Annotated in this window: 25 protein-coding genes; 12 read left to right on the top strand and 13 right to left on the bottom strand. The window is 56.6% G+C overall.

Features of this window, described 5'->3' with window-relative positions; translation table 11 throughout:
• Window positions 1-66: 66 nt before the first annotated feature.
• Window positions 67-735, bottom strand: coding sequence for an SDR family oxidoreductase (locus tag SIB83_RS12865; protein WP_413746040.1), 669 nt, complete (start codon window positions 733-735; stop codon window positions 67-69).
• Between the two features lie 198 nt (window positions 736-933).
• On the opposite strand from SIB83_RS12865, the gene SIB83_RS12870 reads away from it, so the two are divergent.
• Window positions 934-1,134, top strand: coding sequence for a hypothetical protein (locus SIB83_RS12870; RefSeq protein WP_413746041.1), 201 nt, complete (start codon window positions 934-936; stop codon window positions 1,132-1,134).
• A gap of 173 nt (window positions 1,135-1,307) precedes the next feature.
• On the opposite strand, the gene SIB83_RS12875 is transcribed toward SIB83_RS12870, so the two are convergent.
• Window positions 1,308-1,898 carry a response regulator transcription factor gene (locus tag SIB83_RS12875; protein ID WP_413746042.1) on the bottom strand — a complete coding sequence of 197 codons (591 nt, stop codon included), beginning with the start codon at window positions 1,896-1,898 and terminating at the stop codon, window positions 1,308-1,310.
• 319 nt (window positions 1,899-2,217) lie between these two features.
• Between SIB83_RS12875 and SIB83_RS12880 the strand changes: the two genes are divergently transcribed.
• Window positions 2,218-3,342 (top strand): NAD(P)-binding protein, encoded by a 1,125-nt coding sequence (locus tag SIB83_RS12880; protein ID WP_413746043.1) that lies wholly within the window; start codon window positions 2,218-2,220, stop codon window positions 3,340-3,342.
• Between the two features lie 122 nt (window positions 3,343-3,464).
• Window positions 3,465-3,626: a hypothetical protein gene (locus tag SIB83_RS12885; RefSeq protein ID WP_413401755.1), complete on the top strand. Its 162-nt coding sequence runs from the start codon at window positions 3,465-3,467 to the stop codon at window positions 3,624-3,626.
• 157 nt (window positions 3,627-3,783) lie between these two features.
• Here the strand turns inward: SIB83_RS12885 and SIB83_RS12890 are convergent, their stop codons facing one another.
• Both SIB83_RS12890 and SIB83_RS12895 read right to left on the bottom strand, forming a co-directional pair.
• On the bottom strand, window positions 3,784-4,014 hold the full coding sequence (locus tag SIB83_RS12890) for a hypothetical protein (RefSeq protein WP_413401756.1): 231 nt from the start codon (window positions 4,012-4,014) through the stop codon (window positions 3,784-3,786).
• Between the two features lie 155 nt (window positions 4,015-4,169).
• Window positions 4,170-4,337, bottom strand: coding sequence for a hypothetical protein (locus SIB83_RS12895; protein WP_413746044.1), 168 nt, complete (start codon window positions 4,335-4,337; stop codon window positions 4,170-4,172).
• Window positions 4,338-4,456: 119 nt separating this feature from the next.
• Here SIB83_RS12895 and SIB83_RS12900 point away from each other — a divergent pair, with 119 nt between their 5' ends.
• Window positions 4,457-4,639: a hypothetical protein gene (locus SIB83_RS12900; protein ID WP_413746045.1), complete on the top strand. Its 183-nt coding sequence runs from the start codon at window positions 4,457-4,459 to the stop codon at window positions 4,637-4,639.
• Window positions 4,640-4,650: 11 nt separating this feature from the next.
• Here SIB83_RS12900 and SIB83_RS12905 read toward each other — a convergent pair whose 3' ends face one another.
• Window positions 4,651-4,902: a hypothetical protein gene (locus SIB83_RS12905; protein WP_413746046.1), complete on the bottom strand. Its 252-nt coding sequence runs from the start codon at window positions 4,900-4,902 to the stop codon at window positions 4,651-4,653.
• A 166-nt stretch (window positions 4,903-5,068) separates the two neighbouring features.
• Complete coding sequence (locus SIB83_RS12910) at window positions 5,069-5,482, bottom strand: DUF1499 domain-containing protein (protein ID WP_413746047.1); 414 nt, start codon at window positions 5,480-5,482, stop codon at window positions 5,069-5,071.
• Window positions 5,483-5,691: 209 nt separating this feature from the next.
• Here SIB83_RS12910 and SIB83_RS12915 point away from each other — a divergent pair, with 209 nt between their 5' ends.
• Complete coding sequence (locus SIB83_RS12915) at window positions 5,692-5,946, top strand: hypothetical protein (protein WP_413746048.1); 255 nt, start codon at window positions 5,692-5,694, stop codon at window positions 5,944-5,946.
• Window positions 5,947-5,975: 29 nt separating this feature from the next.
• Here the strand turns inward: SIB83_RS12915 and SIB83_RS12920 are convergent, their stop codons facing one another.
• On the bottom strand, window positions 5,976-6,947 hold the full coding sequence (locus SIB83_RS12920) for a bestrophin family ion channel (RefSeq protein WP_413401765.1): 972 nt from the start codon (window positions 6,945-6,947) through the stop codon (window positions 5,976-5,978).
• Window positions 6,948-7,039: 92 nt separating this feature from the next.
• Between SIB83_RS12920 and SIB83_RS12925 the strand changes: the two genes are divergently transcribed.
• Window positions 7,040-7,309: a cupin domain-containing protein gene (locus SIB83_RS12925; RefSeq protein ID WP_413401767.1), complete on the top strand. Its 270-nt coding sequence runs from the start codon at window positions 7,040-7,042 to the stop codon at window positions 7,307-7,309.
• A 33-nt stretch (window positions 7,310-7,342) separates the two neighbouring features.
• Here the strand turns inward: SIB83_RS12925 and SIB83_RS12930 are convergent, their stop codons facing one another.
• Entirely contained in the window at window positions 7,343-7,627 is a 285-nt protein-coding gene (locus SIB83_RS12930) for a DUF1651 domain-containing protein (protein WP_413746049.1), read from the bottom strand.
• Between the two features lie 205 nt (window positions 7,628-7,832).
• Here SIB83_RS12930 and SIB83_RS12935 point away from each other — a divergent pair, with 205 nt between their 5' ends.
• Complete coding sequence (locus SIB83_RS12935) at window positions 7,833-8,018, top strand: hypothetical protein (protein WP_413746050.1); 186 nt, start codon at window positions 7,833-7,835, stop codon at window positions 8,016-8,018.
• Window positions 8,019-8,107: 89 nt separating this feature from the next.
• On the opposite strand, the gene SIB83_RS12940 is transcribed toward SIB83_RS12935, so the two are convergent.
• Window positions 8,108-8,245, bottom strand: coding sequence for a hypothetical protein (locus tag SIB83_RS12940; protein ID WP_413746051.1), 138 nt, complete (start codon window positions 8,243-8,245; stop codon window positions 8,108-8,110).
• Window positions 8,246-8,608: 363 nt separating this feature from the next.
• Between SIB83_RS12940 and SIB83_RS12945 the strand changes: the two genes are divergently transcribed.
• Window positions 8,609-8,827: a hypothetical protein gene (locus SIB83_RS12945; RefSeq protein ID WP_413401775.1), complete on the top strand. Its 219-nt coding sequence runs from the start codon at window positions 8,609-8,611 to the stop codon at window positions 8,825-8,827.
• A gap of 106 nt (window positions 8,828-8,933) precedes the next feature.
• Here SIB83_RS12945 and SIB83_RS12950 read toward each other — a convergent pair whose 3' ends face one another.
• Entirely contained in the window at window positions 8,934-9,215 is a 282-nt protein-coding gene (locus SIB83_RS12950) for a hypothetical protein (RefSeq protein ID WP_413401777.1), read from the bottom strand.
• Between the two features lie 160 nt (window positions 9,216-9,375).
• Here SIB83_RS12950 and SIB83_RS12955 point away from each other — a divergent pair, with 160 nt between their 5' ends.
• Both SIB83_RS12955 and SIB83_RS12960 read left to right on the top strand, forming a co-directional pair.
• On the top strand, window positions 9,376-10,110 hold the full coding sequence (locus SIB83_RS12955) for a peroxiredoxin-like family protein (RefSeq protein ID WP_413746052.1): 735 nt from the start codon (window positions 9,376-9,378) through the stop codon (window positions 10,108-10,110).
• 13 nt (window positions 10,111-10,123) lie between these two features.
• Entirely contained in the window at window positions 10,124-10,684 is a 561-nt protein-coding gene (locus tag SIB83_RS12960; RefSeq protein ID WP_413746053.1) for a pyridoxamine 5'-phosphate oxidase family protein, read from the top strand.
• On the opposite strand, the gene SIB83_RS12965 is transcribed toward SIB83_RS12960, so the two are convergent.
• Entirely contained in the window at window positions 10,674-11,138 is a 465-nt protein-coding gene (locus tag SIB83_RS12965) for a hypothetical protein (RefSeq protein ID WP_413747382.1), read from the bottom strand. The genes SIB83_RS12960 and SIB83_RS12965 overlap by 11 nt on opposite strands.
• A 54-nt stretch (window positions 11,139-11,192) precedes the next feature.
• Between SIB83_RS12965 and SIB83_RS12970 the strand changes: the two genes are divergently transcribed.
• Together SIB83_RS12970 and SIB83_RS12975 are read left to right on the top strand one after the other, a co-directional pair.
• Window positions 11,193-12,452 carry a glutathione S-transferase gene (locus SIB83_RS12970; protein WP_413746054.1) on the top strand — a complete coding sequence of 420 codons (1,260 nt, stop codon included), beginning with the start codon at window positions 11,193-11,195 and terminating at the stop codon, window positions 12,450-12,452.
• Between the two features lie 463 nt (window positions 12,453-12,915).
• Window positions 12,916-13,215: a DUF2811 domain-containing protein gene (locus tag SIB83_RS12975; RefSeq protein WP_413746055.1), complete on the top strand. Its 300-nt coding sequence runs from the start codon at window positions 12,916-12,918 to the stop codon at window positions 13,213-13,215.
• A 66-nt stretch (window positions 13,216-13,281) separates the two neighbouring features.
• On the opposite strand, the gene SIB83_RS12980 is transcribed toward SIB83_RS12975, so the two are convergent.
• Together SIB83_RS12980 and SIB83_RS12985 are read right to left on the bottom strand one after the other, a co-directional pair.
• Window positions 13,282-13,476 (bottom strand): hypothetical protein, encoded by a 195-nt coding sequence (locus tag SIB83_RS12980; protein ID WP_413401783.1) that lies wholly within the window; start codon window positions 13,474-13,476, stop codon window positions 13,282-13,284.
• 91 nt (window positions 13,477-13,567) lie between these two features.
• Window positions 13,568-13,699, bottom strand: a complete 132-nt coding sequence (locus SIB83_RS12985) for a hypothetical protein (protein ID WP_413746056.1) — start codon at window positions 13,697-13,699, stop codon at window positions 13,568-13,570.
• Between the last annotated feature and the right edge of the window lie 49 nt (window positions 13,700-13,748).

Here is a 13,748-nt window from a genome sequence, read left to right on the forward strand (position 1 = left end):
ACATTGACCGTGATCATGCTTGGCGGTCTGACATCTGAGCATCGAAACAGGTCTCGATCGGTGACTTCAGCAGCTGGCGAGCGCTTCCTGCAGGCTCACCACGGGCTGCTGCTGTGAGCTGGTGACTTCCAGAATCCTGCCGATGGAATCAGGGGTGTTCAGTGCTTCGAGGCAGCAGCGCGCGACCAGACGGCGCGGGATGGAATCGCTCTCCTGCCTGTCAGCGCCGGTCCAGAGCACCCCTTCCCCTTCCAGGTCATCTTCTCGCTCGTTCAGGCCGCCAGGTCTGATCACTGTCCAGTCGAGCCCGCTGTTTTCCAGATTCCGTTCACCAACACGCTTCCACACCAGGATTAGGCCAAAAAGGTTGAGAGGGTGTTTCCAACGCCCTGCACAGAGGGAACTCACAAGCACCACTCGCCTCACGCCAACACGTTGGCAACTTTCGATCTGGCGCTCAACTCCCCATGCGTCGACTTTCATCGGCCCCGTCAGATCAACTGATGGCCGGGCTCCTGTCGCGATCACCAGAGCATCCACACCGCGCAAGCAATCATCCAGGGCATTCGCATCCATCAAGCTCAGTCGATGTTGTTCACAGCTTTCCAGCGATGCTGGAATCCTGGACTCAGGGCGAAGCAGCAGCCTGGCCTGATCCCCTGCAGCCAGAACTTCCTCAGCAACGCGGAAGCCCGTCTTTCCTGAGGCACCGCTAACGGCAACTGTGCGCGTCATATCTGTCTAAAGCTGAAGTGGAACCTAGCCATGGAGCCATGCCGCAGCCCTCACCTCTGATACTTCAGCTGCGAGTAGACGAGCCCAGCCCACCAACCCACTGAACGTCACGGACGAGTTATGATTGTTTACAAAAGTTTGTGTTTGTTGCTCAGCCAGCTGACCTGACTTCCGTCCAAACAGGAGAGAGGTTGACTGATGTCGATTGATTCACGTTGCAAAGAGCAGCAATCTGTCGCCGATCAGATGTTCATGGATTTCAAATACACCAGACCAGGTTCTAAGGAACAGGTTCGTGCCTTGTCAACACTCAGTTTTCTGGTTGGCATGTGGTGTGATTTTCTGGCCAGTGAAGAGCGAAGAATGACCTCGGCTCTCTCGCTGGAAGCCGGTTCCTGACTTTCGGGAGAGTTGGTGTGCGGCATGAATTCACTGAGTGTTTCGGAGGTGAAGTCTTCGCATTCAGCTTTTAATGTTCAGATCACTGGGTGTTCAGAGTTCTTGAAATAATTATTTTCCGTCATTGACTTTGCTGTGACGCAAATCCTTGAGATCTGATTTTGTCTATTCGACTAACTCTTCCCTGATGGCCTTGACGGCGCTGTCGGTTCTGTTTTTGCGTGGAGCTTTCGGATGACAGCCTGCACGTGTTGTCGAGCCGTGACGTCAGCAATGTGTAATTTGTGCCCGATTTCGTGATTGGTCATGCCGTCGCAAATCAATTCGAGAACATCAAGCTCTCTCTCTGATAAAAGATCGCTCTTTTTAAAGTGGCTTGGATCAAGAATGTGGCGGATCAAGGGATCTACATAATTGATTCTTTGATTCACAGCGTGGAGAACATGATGAATCGTGGAATTTTCAAATCCGCGATGGGTCAGAATGATGTTTGCGTTCGAATTCAGTGCATCTCTGAGTGGCAAAGGGTTGACCGTGTTGAGCGTCAGTACGGTGATGTGATCTTCAACTGATGCAGTCAGGCTTTGGTCATGAATGGCGTTCACCAGGCTGATGCCGGATTCGTCGTCCAGACGCCCACTGATGAAAATCAGTAATGAATCAGTGGAATTTTCGATTAATTCGAGGCACTCGCTCTCTGAAGTGCACACTCCGAGAAGGTTGTTGGTGTTCGATTCCGGGTCAATGGCAAGAAACGTTGCCATGGAAATGGCGGTTGGTTTATGCCCGCAGCAAATCAGAATTCAGTGTTCCCATTCTGAGTGCTTGATGATCTTCCGCCATTCGTTAAAGCTCTCGTTGAGAAGGATTTTCACTGAGATCTGGGCAGACCTTTTAAAATTATCAATCATTCCCTGATCAGGTGATTTTGAGTATCGATTCCTAAGGCGTAAAGGCCCTGCCTGCGCGATAACAAGCGAGTTCGGGGCTCAGCTCCGGACAGTGCTTGAGGAGAGTCGAGACGGGCCGCCACCCGTCTTTTTTGTCGGCTCATTCAGAATCACAACCTCTTCATCAATCTCGATGCCTGGCAAGGATGTTGATCTTGTTGTGATCGGTGCCGGTCTTTCCGGTTGCGCGTTGGTGGCGGCTCTGAACAACAGGGGCTGGAGAGGAACCATTCAGCTTCTGGAAGCCGGCCGAGGACCCGGCGGACGATGTGCGACTCGGCGGCGGCGTGATGATTTGCTCTGGCGTCTGGATCACGGCTCTCCAGTCCTGAGCTTTCATGCCGAGCCGTGCGGGGAGCTTCGCAGGTTGATGACTTCGCTCGAACAACGCGGCGTTGTTCGAGTTGACCTCGATCCCGTTGTGGGTCTTGATCACCATGGTGAAGTCGTTGCCCCTCCTGACCACCCTCTGCTGCGGGGGCCGCGCTGGCGCGGAATCCCCACCATGGCGTCGGTGGCTGAGACGTTGCTTCGCAATGGTGGGGATGCTGTGGATACCTGTTTCGGAGAGAGGATTCAGGGGCTCTCAAGAGTGGATGAGAGCTGGGTGTTTCCAGGTGGACTTCGTTCCGCTCGACTGGTGTTGAGCGGAACGCTCCTCGCTCACCCGCGTTCACTGGCGATGCTCGGCTGGAGTGATGTGCCTTTGCGTGAGGCCGTCCCCGCGGGACATGATTCTGTTCTCGATGAAGCGCTCGACTGGATTGCCGGTCTCAATGCCAGCATCCGCTGGAATCTGATGCTGGAGTTTCCGGCGGTGGATCCTGCTCCACTGCCTCGGCAGATCTGGCTGACGCCTCGCGCTCAAGAGCAATCCGGAGTGGAGCGCCTTGTGCTTCAGCGGCAGCAGCAGGGACATCTCGGCCTGGTGATGCACGGTCTTGATGATGGTGCGTTGATCACACCTGAATCACAACCGCAGCTGCTGAACGTTCAGGAGCAGCGATTGCTGACTGTGTTGCCGGATCTGCTGAAGCCCTGGCCAACCCTGCAGAGGCAGTTGTCCAGTGTTCATTCGCTTGGAGTGATGCGCTGGGGTGCCGCTCAACCACTGGAAGCGGGACTGCCGAATGCACTGCAATGGTGCAGACAGACCCAGGTGGGTTTCTGTGGAGACTGGATCGAAGGGCCTGGCTTCGGCATGGCGGAAGGTGCTCTGCAGAGTGGTCTCGATCTGGCCGAGTTGATCGCTGCCTGAGCGGTGACTTCCATTGCATGAAACGGTGTGCACCGTTTGTTCATGCAAAACAGTCACAGGATTGTGATAACTGCTGGCCGGAATCCGCAGAGCGCGTCACAACAGAGAAAAGGTCGTTTCCCATGAACAGCAGATTCAAGCCTGTCCGGGTTCATGCCAGTGTTCACGATGACGAGCCCTGCCAGTGCGACGACTGCGTGGCCCTGCGTCGACGTCTGACCCAGATCGTCTCGCAGACCAGACCACTGGCTGTGGCTCATCGATCCGTTTATGTCTGCCAATGAGCTGAAGACGCCTGCCTGGATGGAGTTCAAGGCTGACCAAGGTCGCTCAGGGGGTTTTTGTTGTTGTATCACCTGCGGTTGGCCATCGCGTAGACGCCATTCCACCTGCAGACGCTGAGTCTCCAGGAGTCGGAGCATGGTGATCCACCAGTGATGGTCAGCCGAACTCCGGACACCATCCGGCCTGGTCCTGCCAGGTGGGACACCAGTGCCGGCATCGCTTGGTCAGGTGGTCCCCCTGCTGGAGCAGCTGCTGTCTGAGCTTGCAGGCCACCATCGTTCGGCAGTGAGCGTCCACTCCGTAGGTGAAGTGCTGGCACGTGAGGCAGATCCGTGCTCCTTTCCAGTTCTGAAGCTCTTCTTCGTCGACGTACTCCCATTCGTCCATACCCTGAAGCGCCAGTACGTTTGTACTAATGCATTCGGTGGTTGGTGGTCAAGTGGCTTCAGAAAAGCTTCTGATCATCTCCGGGCAAGATCCCCTGTTCGGGGGAGGGGGTCAGCGTTCTGAACAGTCATGGTGAGGAAGTGCAGAGTGCTGGATCAGCCCTCGGAGGCGAGACCGGGGGCTTTTTCAGAACGCTGTCGGGGTGATGCGACCAGCAGCGTCATACGCTGAACGATCAGGGAGTGTTCAGAATTCGGCTCTTTGATCCCTTGATCCCTGCTGATCACGGTTCTGTTTTTTCTGGCGGCCTTTGTCGCTGTCACGGCAAGCGGCGTCAGAGCCGATTACACCATTCACGTGGGTTCGAGAATTCCACCCGCCGCTGCTCACTGTCATCGGGTTGGAACCCGCAGTACCGATGAGGGGAAAACTCTGACTGTTTATGTCTGCCGCCCATGAAAAAGAGGCGGAGTGCCAGCTCTGCCTCTCGGTTTCTCGTCGTGCCACCCATGGCAGGGGAACATGCGAACTTTCTCGTCAACGCAGAAATGTGGTCGTGTGCGTGGACACCAAACCGGCTGCTCCGTTGATTGCTCGGGCGCCGCTGCTCAGTGTTTCGCTCTGAGCTTTGGCTTTTCATCGGCCAAAGCCCTTGCTCGCTGCCTGCTTCTTAACTTTCTTGGCTCCGGGTTCAGCTGTTGCGTCCACAGCAACATCCTTGAAAAAAAGTCCATCCATCCAGACAGTGATGATATAAACCACAATCAGAACTGGAATCAGTACAAGCCACTGATTCTCAAACTCATAGGGCAGTTTCTGAACTCCGAAAATCGCCAGATACCCGGTGATCAGAGTGAAAATGAATCTGCGAATGCTGGATGGATTCAAGGCGGTAATTGGTTCTGTCAATGAGCGCACCGCCGCCGTCGCTTCGAAAGAAGTGACAGCGCATCTGAATCGGCACTGCTGGGGGATTTTTCAGTCAACACCTCTGCGACTCGCCCGACACACAGCTGTAATCACTGTTGTTGATTGGACAGGTATGTCCATCCGTTTAGGTGTCCAGTGTTTCGATCGTTTCGGCGAGGCTCTCCAGCCGAAGTGCATTCACCCCTAGGTCCGACTCTCCGAGGCGCGAGATTGATCGTGCCTCAAGAGTGACTTCGTCGCGTGCGTGGAGTTCAACGTCATCAACGAAACCAAAGATTCTGCTGCTGTAGGTGGCGTGAAGATAGTTGCTGCTCTGGTCGACAATCTCGGTGCGGGGAGTGGTCTCGATCACCTCGGCAAGCTGTTTCAGTGCTGAGGATGAATCTGCAACCTGCCACAGGTTGCTGGCGCAGTGCTCGGGTCCCGGGCAGGGACTCAGGTTTCCTCCATCAGCACCCAGGTCGGATGGCACAGGTCCAACGAAATGGAACAGAGCAAGGACAAAAGGGATGGTGATCTGAACCAGAATGGAGGACATGTTGATCAACAATACGGGCATCCATCCATCCTATGAGGTCTTCCTGGTTATGTTTCGCTGAGCCAAGTCATGCGAACCCATGAAGACAAAGCCGCCAACGTTGAATCCGCCGGTTGGCATCATCGGAATTCAAAGCAGATCCTTATGTGTCATGCATTTGGCCACTGATTGGTGTCGTGGCTAGTGCTTGAGAAGCGGTTCGGTCGGCAATGAAAATCCTGAGTGCAGTTCTGCTGAGCTTGTTGCTGTTCGGGCTTGGAGCTGGTGCTTTTGCCACTGACTTATCTATTTCAGGCAGCGGTCGTAACAGAGAGGTGACCCTGAACAAGCTTCTTTCGAAAGTGCCGGAAGGAGCGGCAATCACGGATGCATCCTGCAAAAGGATTGGCATCGCCGGTCTGAATTACCAGTATCGCTGTTCAGTGGCCTGGGAGTTCAGTAATCAATACCTGGGTAATGCTTAACCGTTGCCTGCATGACTGGTCGGTGTTGATCAGGTCCAGCGCACGGGATCGTCCGATTTCAGATGTTGAACGTGATCTGTCGCCTGATGAAGCAGGTCTCGACTGATTGTGAGGCAGATGCTGTCCAGAGGAATGGAAAAGCTGCTGCAATCTGCGTCGAAAGGACCTTCCACATAGGCACCGATCCGTTCAGCCATCAGGAAAAGCAGCACGATTACAAGACTGCCAAAACGACTCTGTGATTCAGGCCCCAGGTCGTGGAAATACATCAGCAGCAGCAGCACGAAAAACCAGTTCAGAAGTCTGACGAACACCTCGTAAGACGCTGGAAGTGGTGTGTTGCGAATTCGCTCCAGTCCGCCGATGGCATCCGTGCAGGCGTTTCCCACCTGCATCAGCTGCAGACGTCCGAATCCATCGGTCAATCCCTGGCGGTGTAGATCTCCGATCCAGACCCCCCGCAGCTGTCCAAGCTGGCGGAGGTTGGTGGAGCTGGGCAGCCTCAGATCCTGGAGAAGCTGATCCTGCAACCGTCTCAGATCTCTTTGCCAGAAGTTGCGCAGTTGAAAGTTGAGCTGCCAGACGATCGCCACCTGAAGACGCAGCAATTTGCGTTCCTCACGTCCGGGCGGCCTGCTGCTGTCGAGATGGGCGCGAAGCGTGTCGGCCCAGGTTCGGCTCACGTTCACCACGATCCCCCAGAGTTTTCGGGCTTCCCACCAGCGTCCGATTGCGTGGGTGTTGCGAAAGGCGAGGAAAATCGATGCCGCGATTCCCAGGATCCTCACCACGCTCTCGTCGGCGGTCCAGCTGCGGGGGATCCAGTCGTTGTGAACGAACACTGTGACCAACAGCAGCAACAGCAGGTCGAAGCGCATGCGCCAGAGCAGCTGCAGCAGAACGACCACATAGTCCTGCCTCCTGGTGCTTGGTGGATAGCCGTAGTCGCCGGAGTCGATCATGGACCGCTTTCGCACAGACTCGATCACAGTTGTGATCATCGCTGGCCGATCAGGTGATCAGTCTCCGGGCCTTGATGCGCGGGGGCGGTGCCGCGTAATCATGGTTTGCTGATGCCGCGATCGACCCCGCGATGATCTGTGTGACCGCCAACTGCCCGGAAAGTGTGATCCTGGCCCTGGGTGTTCGCGACTGGCCGGTGTGGGCCTGTGAAATCAGCTCCTTCCCCTGGCATTACGACCAGCGGGAAACCTGCCTGCTGCTGGAGGGGGATGTCACCGTGACTCCAGAAGACGGTGAGGCGGTTCGATTCGGTGCCGGCGACCTTGTTGAATTCCCGGCAGGAATGTCATGCACCTGGCAGGTTCATCAACCCGTTCGCAAGCATTACCAGTTCGGCTGAACACGACGCTGGCGTCCGGAATCGACTCCCTGTTCAGAATTCAGCATCAGCTGACCACTGGGGCCTGCAGGGACGCCAGCCAACCCGCAGGAGTTCACCCCAGAGACGTTCAGCCGTTCCCTGACTCAGATATACGCGTGTGCTCAGCAGAGGTGCCTGGTCTGGAAAAGGTCGCCCTGTATCCACGAACACCCTCGGGTCGCGGTTCCGACTTTTTTCGTCGGCATGGAACCGTTTCGTTTCCTGGGTGCTGGGGTCCTGGATCCAGCCATGGCTTGGCATCGCTTCCTGGGGGTGATCAGGGACGCACGCATCCACTCCTCAGCCTTGAACGGTGCATAGGGAGAGCTCGGAGCCATGGATCCTCTGCTGATACATTTGTTCTAGCGGTGTAGTACAAGTGTGTCAATGTTTCTCCCCGCTTCGCTCGTCGTGAGCGTTGTGGTCGTGTTCCGGTTCGCGCTTACATTGATGGCGCGGTGGATGGGCTCCAGTTCATCGGGCCTGTGCTGTTCTGACGACGATGACCTGTTTCGCTTTCCGTTACGGCAATCTTGAGATGAGTAATCTCAGCGTCGTCGTGATAATCGCCGCTGGGTTGCTGTCACTGGTGTTTTTTGTCGTGGCGTCCCTCAACACCGACACCCAGGGGTTGATCGATTCTGCGGTCCAGAAATTCGATGACGATGACGCCGGTCGCTCCAGCTGATCGTTGCAGCTCTTGGATCGGTCTTTCGAAGCTGACTTTCATCTCCGCTGTTTTGAAGCCACTCTCGGGGTGGTGCGTCTCCTGCGCTCTCACACTGGAATTTCAGCTTCGATGTCCCAGCCCTGATCCTTGAGTTCCTTGGTGCGTTGCAAGGCATCGCGGCTTGAAACCTCAACAAGCAGGAACTCCTTGTTCTGATGGCAGTAAATCCTGATTTGTCCGATCACGGCGGGGGCTCCCGGGTGAGACATCGTTATCAAACATGGTTTTGTGCCTTCAGACAAGACAGATCATTCAGCTTTCAGCCTTTGCTCACTTGGCTGGATGATGCCTGCCGGCCACGTTTCAGAGGTGTGCGTGGAGAGTTGTTTGCTAGCAGCTGTTAATGATGAGTGATCAATGCGTTGATCTTGCAGCCTGAATCGGTTGGTCAACTTGATTGTTTTCGCAGGTAGTCGAACCCTGTTCAGGCGAGCCGTATGGCCACAGGAGTTGCCTGTTGGACTCAGCTTTCGGCGACTGGTGATGAGGCTCTCGCTTGACGCGATGCTGTCTTCGTTGCTACCGCGCAGTCAGTGATGGTTTCATCGATGTCTCAGGCGCGTGAACTGATCAACGCACATCTCTATCCAGTGCTGTTGATCTTTGCCGTGATCTATGGAGCGATCCAGATTTCTCCACTGGCGAACCAGGCGCGTTATTTCAATCACTGCGTTGATGAGGTGATCAAGGAAAGCAATGTGAAAAAAATGTCGTTTGCTGAGAAACGTGCTCTCGGAGTGAGGCTCTGCAATGGAACTTCTGTTTGAAAGATTGTTCCTGATGGCTGATCTGATCTCTTCTCCTCAATAGTAAAGAGGGTTTTGATTGCAGGTTGAGTTGAAAGCTTCCAGAAGAGTTCAGATCAAAACCATTTCATGAATCAAAGTCTCGTTTGAAATAGTTGGTGGCAATCTCCTCAGGCTTGAATCCCTCCAGCACCAGCTCAGCCAGTTCGATCAGCCATGATCGCCGCATCATTTTCTGATGTGGCTGACCGTCAATCGTGCAGGGAAAGATCACGTCATAGCCACGATGCCCGGCAGCGTTCTTCGCTTCTCTGCGTGTGATCCCATAACCGGCTTCCTGGAGAATGTTGCGCGACAGCTCGTAGGGCGTGACCTGCCGCTGAGCTGCCAACCTCTGGACCCTTCCCATGGTCAGCCTTGTCTGTGCTGCCCCCAAGCTGCACCGACCAAGGCTCGTCGGCAAGCATTCTTTGTGAGGAAGTGGCGGTGGTCTCTCACCGTTCGTTGTCGAAAAAGACCATGCTGAGGTTCAGGTCAGATCCCTTGTCGGCACTGTCATCAACCCAGTCATGAAAGCACCGGAAGCCCTGCTGGAACGCATTGGAGACAATCAGGCCCGCGATCAGGGTCTCAAGCGACTGATTCTGCTGCTTACACAGCTTGGTGATTTTGATTCGATGGAATATGCCCAGGCTCTTGTGCCTGTGCTGCCCAGACTTGATCAGGCAGGGATTCGTCCACTGGCCATTGCAATCGGCGATTCCGCTGGGGCTGAGCGCTTCTGCGCGTTCACCGGAATGCCACGGGAGCTCCTCCAGGTGGAGTCGGATGCCAGGTTGCATCAGGCCCTTGAGCTCTCACCAGGCCTGCAGGCACCGGGAGGGCCCTGGCCATCGCTTCTGTTGATGTGTGCCGGGATCGGCTCACCTGGAACGCTGGCGGAGGTGTTGCGGGGTTACACCGGTGACCGTTCAGCTGCTCAACGCTTTGCCGGTGATGAAATCGTGTCGACCGGTGTGCTGCCTCCGATTCCAGCTGGCTTGTTCCGCCGGGCGGGTGGTGAGGGTTTTCAACGTCCTTTCGAGCTGGCCACTCTGCGCCTGCGCAACATGAACGAGGTTCTGCGCCACTGGAGCACCTATGTACCCGATGATCGTTTCATCACTCAACGTGGAGGCACTTTTCTGCTGGATAGCGACGATTCCCTGCTTTACATCTACCGCGACCGTGGCATCCTCGGATTCTCGGCGACGATGGAGCGCCCGCTCGCGTTTCTTGATCCATGGCTGAATGATGTCGGCTGATCCCGAAACGGCGATGAGTCTTCCCCCCTGGCGGCCACTTCTGCGCGGTGCTCGTCAACGGGAGGGACGCTCTCCAGGCACCACCTGGCTTCAGTTGGCGACAACTGCACACGACGGAACCCCACGAGTGCGAACCCTGGTGTTTCGAGGTTGGAGTTCCGCCGGTGAACTGGAACTGCTGACCGACACCCGCAGTGACAAGCCTTCGGAGCTGCTCGGTCAGCCGAGGGTTGAATTGTGCTGGTTATTCCGCAAGGCGCGAGAACAGTTCCGGCTGCGCGGATCGTCAGTGTTGGTCAGCGCTGAGCAGGAACCTGAGGCGTTACGCGATCATTGGCAACGCCTGTCACCATCCGGTCGCATGGTCTGGGCCTGGCCCACACCTGGCGATTGTTTCTGCCCGGAAGGACCCTGGCCGCAGGAGGTGGCTGATGAGGAACCGATCCCCTCCCATCTGCTGATCCTGCGCCTCGCCCTGGATCGTGTGGAGCAGCTTGATCTCAAGCCCCATCCGCATCTGCGCCGTTGCTGGGAGCTCCGAGACGGCTGGCTTGAACAGCGTCTCAATCCCTGAGGGTCCAAAGCGCAAGTCCACCGCCTTTGCCTCGTGCGGCCAGCCAACCTTCAGTGTTACGGCTGATCAGAGCAAAGAACGGCTCACCACCCGATTGAGGTGCCGGCAGGTCGCGCTTCAACAGCATCAATCCGCCCAGTGTCAGCTCCACCCTTTCAAATCGGAACTTCAGCAGTGGCTGGCGGCCATTCAGGTGTCCCGGTCCAGTGAACTGGAGGGTGAGACCCGCAAGGGAGACGGCGTTGCGCAGTTGAAGCCCATCGGATACACCCTCGCTGATTTCGAGGCAGGCGCCGATGCGCCGCAACAGCCAGCCGTTGAATGCGTCGGCTTGATTGCGTCCCTTCGGCCAGACAGTGTTCAGCTGCCAGTAACCCACCAGGTCGCCTGCAGTCAGACCGGAACCTTGGCGTCGAGCCTGCTTCTCGAGATCCAGGAGGTGGCTGTGATCCATGTCCACGGGTGATCCGCTGCGGCGAAGATCATGCAGCGGTGCTCCGAGGATGTCATGACAGAAGTCCGACCTGGCGCAGATGCGCTCAGCTGGTCTGCCCTGGATGCTCTCGCTCCACCGGCAGCCGAGCGCATTGAAGGGCCTGCCAACGCTCAGGCCACGCTGCGTCTGTTCGGTCAGCCGGAGGCATCGGTGCGGGTCACACTGTTCCGTGATCACCATGCCTGGTGCCCTTACTGTCAGAAGGTGTGGCTCTGGCTTGAGTTTCGCCGGATTCCATACCGGATCCGCAAAGTGACGATGCGCTGCTATGGCCCGAAGGAGCCCTGGTTCACTGCACTCGTACCCTCCGGGATGTTGCCGGCTCTTGATCTCGATGGGCGGCTGATCACTGAAAGCGATCGCATCCTGGAGTCTCTGGAACGAAGCTTCGGTCCTGTCGGAGCCCCGATGGCTGACCGACGAGTGCGACGGCTCCGAGATCTGGAGCGCCTGCTGTTCAGAGCCTGGTGTATCTGGTTGTGCACTCCCGGGCTGGGAGAGCGTCAGGAGGGTCAGGCCCGCGATCAGTTTCAGCGTGTGGCCCGGCAGATGGAGCAGGCGCTCGCCAGCGGTGGAGGCAGCTGGCTGGATCCGGATGCACCTGATGGGCCGCAGCCCGGCACGGCCGATCTGGTGTTCATTCCCTACGTGGAACGCATGAATGCCTCACTCGCCTATTTCAAGGGTTTCGCGTTACGCCGGGAGCATCCCGGAATCGATCGCTGGCTCGCGGCACTTGAGCGGCTGGCAACTTATCGAGGCACCCAGAGCGATGTGCATACCCATGCCCATGATCTGCCACCGCAGATGGGTGGCTGCTGGTCTGACGGCAGCGATGCTCAGCTGCGGATGGCTCGGGCGGTGGACAGCGGCGCAGGACTCGATGAGCTTGAAAGTCGCTGGAGCTGTTCAGGCTCAACGGTGTCGGCCAGGGAGCGAGCCCTTGAAAGGGTGTTGAGGCATCGGTGCACTCTTGTGAACCGGAACCCACTGGGGGATCGCTTCGACCAACCGTTGAGAGCCGCGCTGACCGCGATGGTTCTGGAACAGCCAGTGACACCGGAGAGAGGCTCAGCCTCGGCGCTGCGCTATCTGCGTGACCGGATCTCCGTACCCCGCGACATGCCGCTGGAAAGCGCCCGCGTGTTGCGCAAGGTTCTGGAGTCGACGGCTGCACTGGATGGTGATCAGCAGTCGGACGCTCTGCCGTTTGAGCATCGTTTTGATCAGGACCCCAGGCCGTTCCTTGGCCCCCAGCAGCAGCCGGCCTGAGCTGGGTTCCTCCCTGATCCGATTTCGATCGCTGTCTACTAAGCACTCAGTAGCAAGCATCACTTCAATCCCTGACAGTTCCTCGTCCTTCTGGCTTCTCAGGCGTCTTTGCTCGCGCTGGGTCCTGTGAGACTTCAAGGGATCAGCCTTGCTAATGGCTTCAATCCCTGTGGGAAAAAGCGTCGCTTTTCCACAGGGATTGAAAATGTTTTCCACAGGTTTTTTCCGAAACGGCAATGCTGGAAAGCAGGTTTGTGGGTTTCGGCTCCCGTGCCATTCGCTGCTTGACAGAAAGCTCCGTGCTTTGTGAAAGGGTGTGCCGGGACGCAGCACCAAGCTCAAAAGCCAGGTGGGTTGGCGAGTCTCATTTCAGATCAGGAATCGCTGGCAATTCCGAGAGGACTTTGACGCCCTTCCCCATTCATGGCTTTGTGGTGGCCGGAAGCAGGACCATCAGGACTGAATGGATCGCAATCAACTGGAAAGCTGTATCAATCCGGAGCTGGTCGGTGTCTCTGAGGATAAGACGCCCTTTGTGAGCCTGGAATCTGAAATCCCTGAAGTCCTTTTCGCTGCAATGAAGGGTTTCATCGGTGCCAACCCCAACTGGGATCAATACCAGCTGATGAGTTCCGCTCTGGCACGATTCCTCTACCAGAACGGATGCAGTGAAAGGGCCGTGACGGAGCGCTACCTCGATGATCTGTTCATCCGACCCGTCTCGGCTCCACAAAAGAACCAGGAAGGTTCCAGGTCTGCCTGAACTGCAGGCTTTCCCTGTGCACTCGATGTGCTGAATCCCTGCAAGTGAACGACTTCTGAGTGCAGTTCAAAATTTGCGCAGCTCACGCCGGCGACCGGTTCTCGAAGGGCGGGGCTGTTCAGCCTGCCGAGCAGCTGGCGTCTCTGAGGACGGCAGGTCATTGTCACACTCGCATCGTGGTTCCTTGATGGCCAGAACAATCACGGCCACCGCCAGCAGCGCAACAGCCAGCGAGTGAATTGGAGCAGAGCTGGTGTTCATGAGACCCTGATGCAATGTCGTGCTGACGACCGATCCATCTCACCACTGCCGGGTTTGGCCTATCAGGCGACAAGTGTTCAGGCTCCTGCGCTCAAAGGCTTGGAGACGCATTGACCAATCCCCAGAGAGCCCAGGCTGCGACGTAGGCGAAGGTCAGTGTGGCCCACGCGGCAGTACCGGAGCCGGGACGTTTGGACAGTGGGAGCTGGATTTTTCTCGCCATCACCTGAGGCCGGACATCTTCTATTGGTTGCTGGATCAAGCCTGATCGA

The sequence above is a fragment of the Synechococcus sp. MIT S9507 genome, from assembly GCF_047304715.1.
Classification (GTDB): domain Bacteria; phylum Cyanobacteriota; class Cyanobacteriia; order PCC-6307; family Cyanobiaceae; genus Synechococcus_C.

Excerpts from the sequence above, each read along its gene's own strand:
- SIB83_RS12865 (WP_413746040.1), bottom strand. The coding sequence starts at position 735 with ATGACGCGCACAGTTGCCGTTAGCGGTGCCTCAGGAAAGACGGGCTTC.
- SIB83_RS12870 (WP_413746041.1), top strand. The coding sequence starts at position 934 with ATGTCGATTGATTCACGTTGCAAAGAGCAGCAATCTGTCGCCGATCAG.
- SIB83_RS12875 (WP_413746042.1), bottom strand. The coding sequence starts at position 1,898 with ATGGCAACGTTTCTTGCCATTGACCCGGAATCGAACACCAACAACCTT.
- SIB83_RS12880 (WP_413746043.1), top strand. The coding sequence starts at position 2,218 with ATGCCTGGCAAGGATGTTGATCTTGTTGTGATCGGTGCCGGTCTTTCC.
- SIB83_RS12885 (WP_413401755.1), top strand. The coding sequence starts at position 3,465 with ATGAACAGCAGATTCAAGCCTGTCCGGGTTCATGCCAGTGTTCACGAT.
- SIB83_RS12890 (WP_413401756.1), bottom strand. The coding sequence starts at position 4,014 with ATGGACGAATGGGAGTACGTCGACGAAGAAGAGCTTCAGAACTGGAAA.
- SIB83_RS12900 (WP_413746045.1), top strand. The coding sequence starts at position 4,457 with ATGTCTGCCGCCCATGAAAAAGAGGCGGAGTGCCAGCTCTGCCTCTCG.
- SIB83_RS12910 (WP_413746047.1), bottom strand. The coding sequence starts at position 5,482 with ATGTCCTCCATTCTGGTTCAGATCACCATCCCTTTTGTCCTTGCTCTG.
- SIB83_RS12915 (WP_413746048.1), top strand. The coding sequence starts at position 5,692 with ATGAAAATCCTGAGTGCAGTTCTGCTGAGCTTGTTGCTGTTCGGGCTT.
- SIB83_RS12920 (WP_413401765.1), bottom strand. The coding sequence starts at position 6,947 with ATGATCACAACTGTGATCGAGTCTGTGCGAAAGCGGTCCATGATCGAC.
- SIB83_RS12925 (WP_413401767.1), top strand. The coding sequence starts at position 7,040 with ATGATCTGTGTGACCGCCAACTGCCCGGAAAGTGTGATCCTGGCCCTG.
- SIB83_RS12935 (WP_413746050.1), top strand. The coding sequence starts at position 7,833 with ATGACCTGTTTCGCTTTCCGTTACGGCAATCTTGAGATGAGTAATCTC.
- SIB83_RS12945 (WP_413401775.1), top strand. The coding sequence starts at position 8,609 with ATGTCTCAGGCGCGTGAACTGATCAACGCACATCTCTATCCAGTGCTG.
- SIB83_RS12950 (WP_413401777.1), bottom strand. The coding sequence starts at position 9,215 with ATGGGAAGGGTCCAGAGGTTGGCAGCTCAGCGGCAGGTCACGCCCTAC.
- SIB83_RS12955 (WP_413746052.1), top strand. The coding sequence starts at position 9,376 with ATGAAAGCACCGGAAGCCCTGCTGGAACGCATTGGAGACAATCAGGCC.
- SIB83_RS12960 (WP_413746053.1), top strand. The coding sequence starts at position 10,124 with ATGAGTCTTCCCCCCTGGCGGCCACTTCTGCGCGGTGCTCGTCAACGG.
- SIB83_RS12965 (WP_413747382.1), bottom strand. The coding sequence starts at position 11,138 with ATGGATCACAGCCACCTCCTGGATCTCGAGAAGCAGGCTCGACGCCAA.
- SIB83_RS12970 (WP_413746054.1), top strand. The coding sequence starts at position 11,193 with ATGACAGAAGTCCGACCTGGCGCAGATGCGCTCAGCTGGTCTGCCCTG.
- SIB83_RS12975 (WP_413746055.1), top strand. The coding sequence starts at position 12,916 with ATGGATCGCAATCAACTGGAAAGCTGTATCAATCCGGAGCTGGTCGGT.
- SIB83_RS12980 (WP_413401783.1), bottom strand. The coding sequence starts at position 13,476 with ATGAACACCAGCTCTGCTCCAATTCACTCGCTGGCTGTTGCGCTGCTG.
- SIB83_RS12985 (WP_413746056.1), bottom strand. The coding sequence starts at position 13,699 with ATGGCGAGAAAAATCCAGCTCCCACTGTCCAAACGTCCCGGCTCCGGT.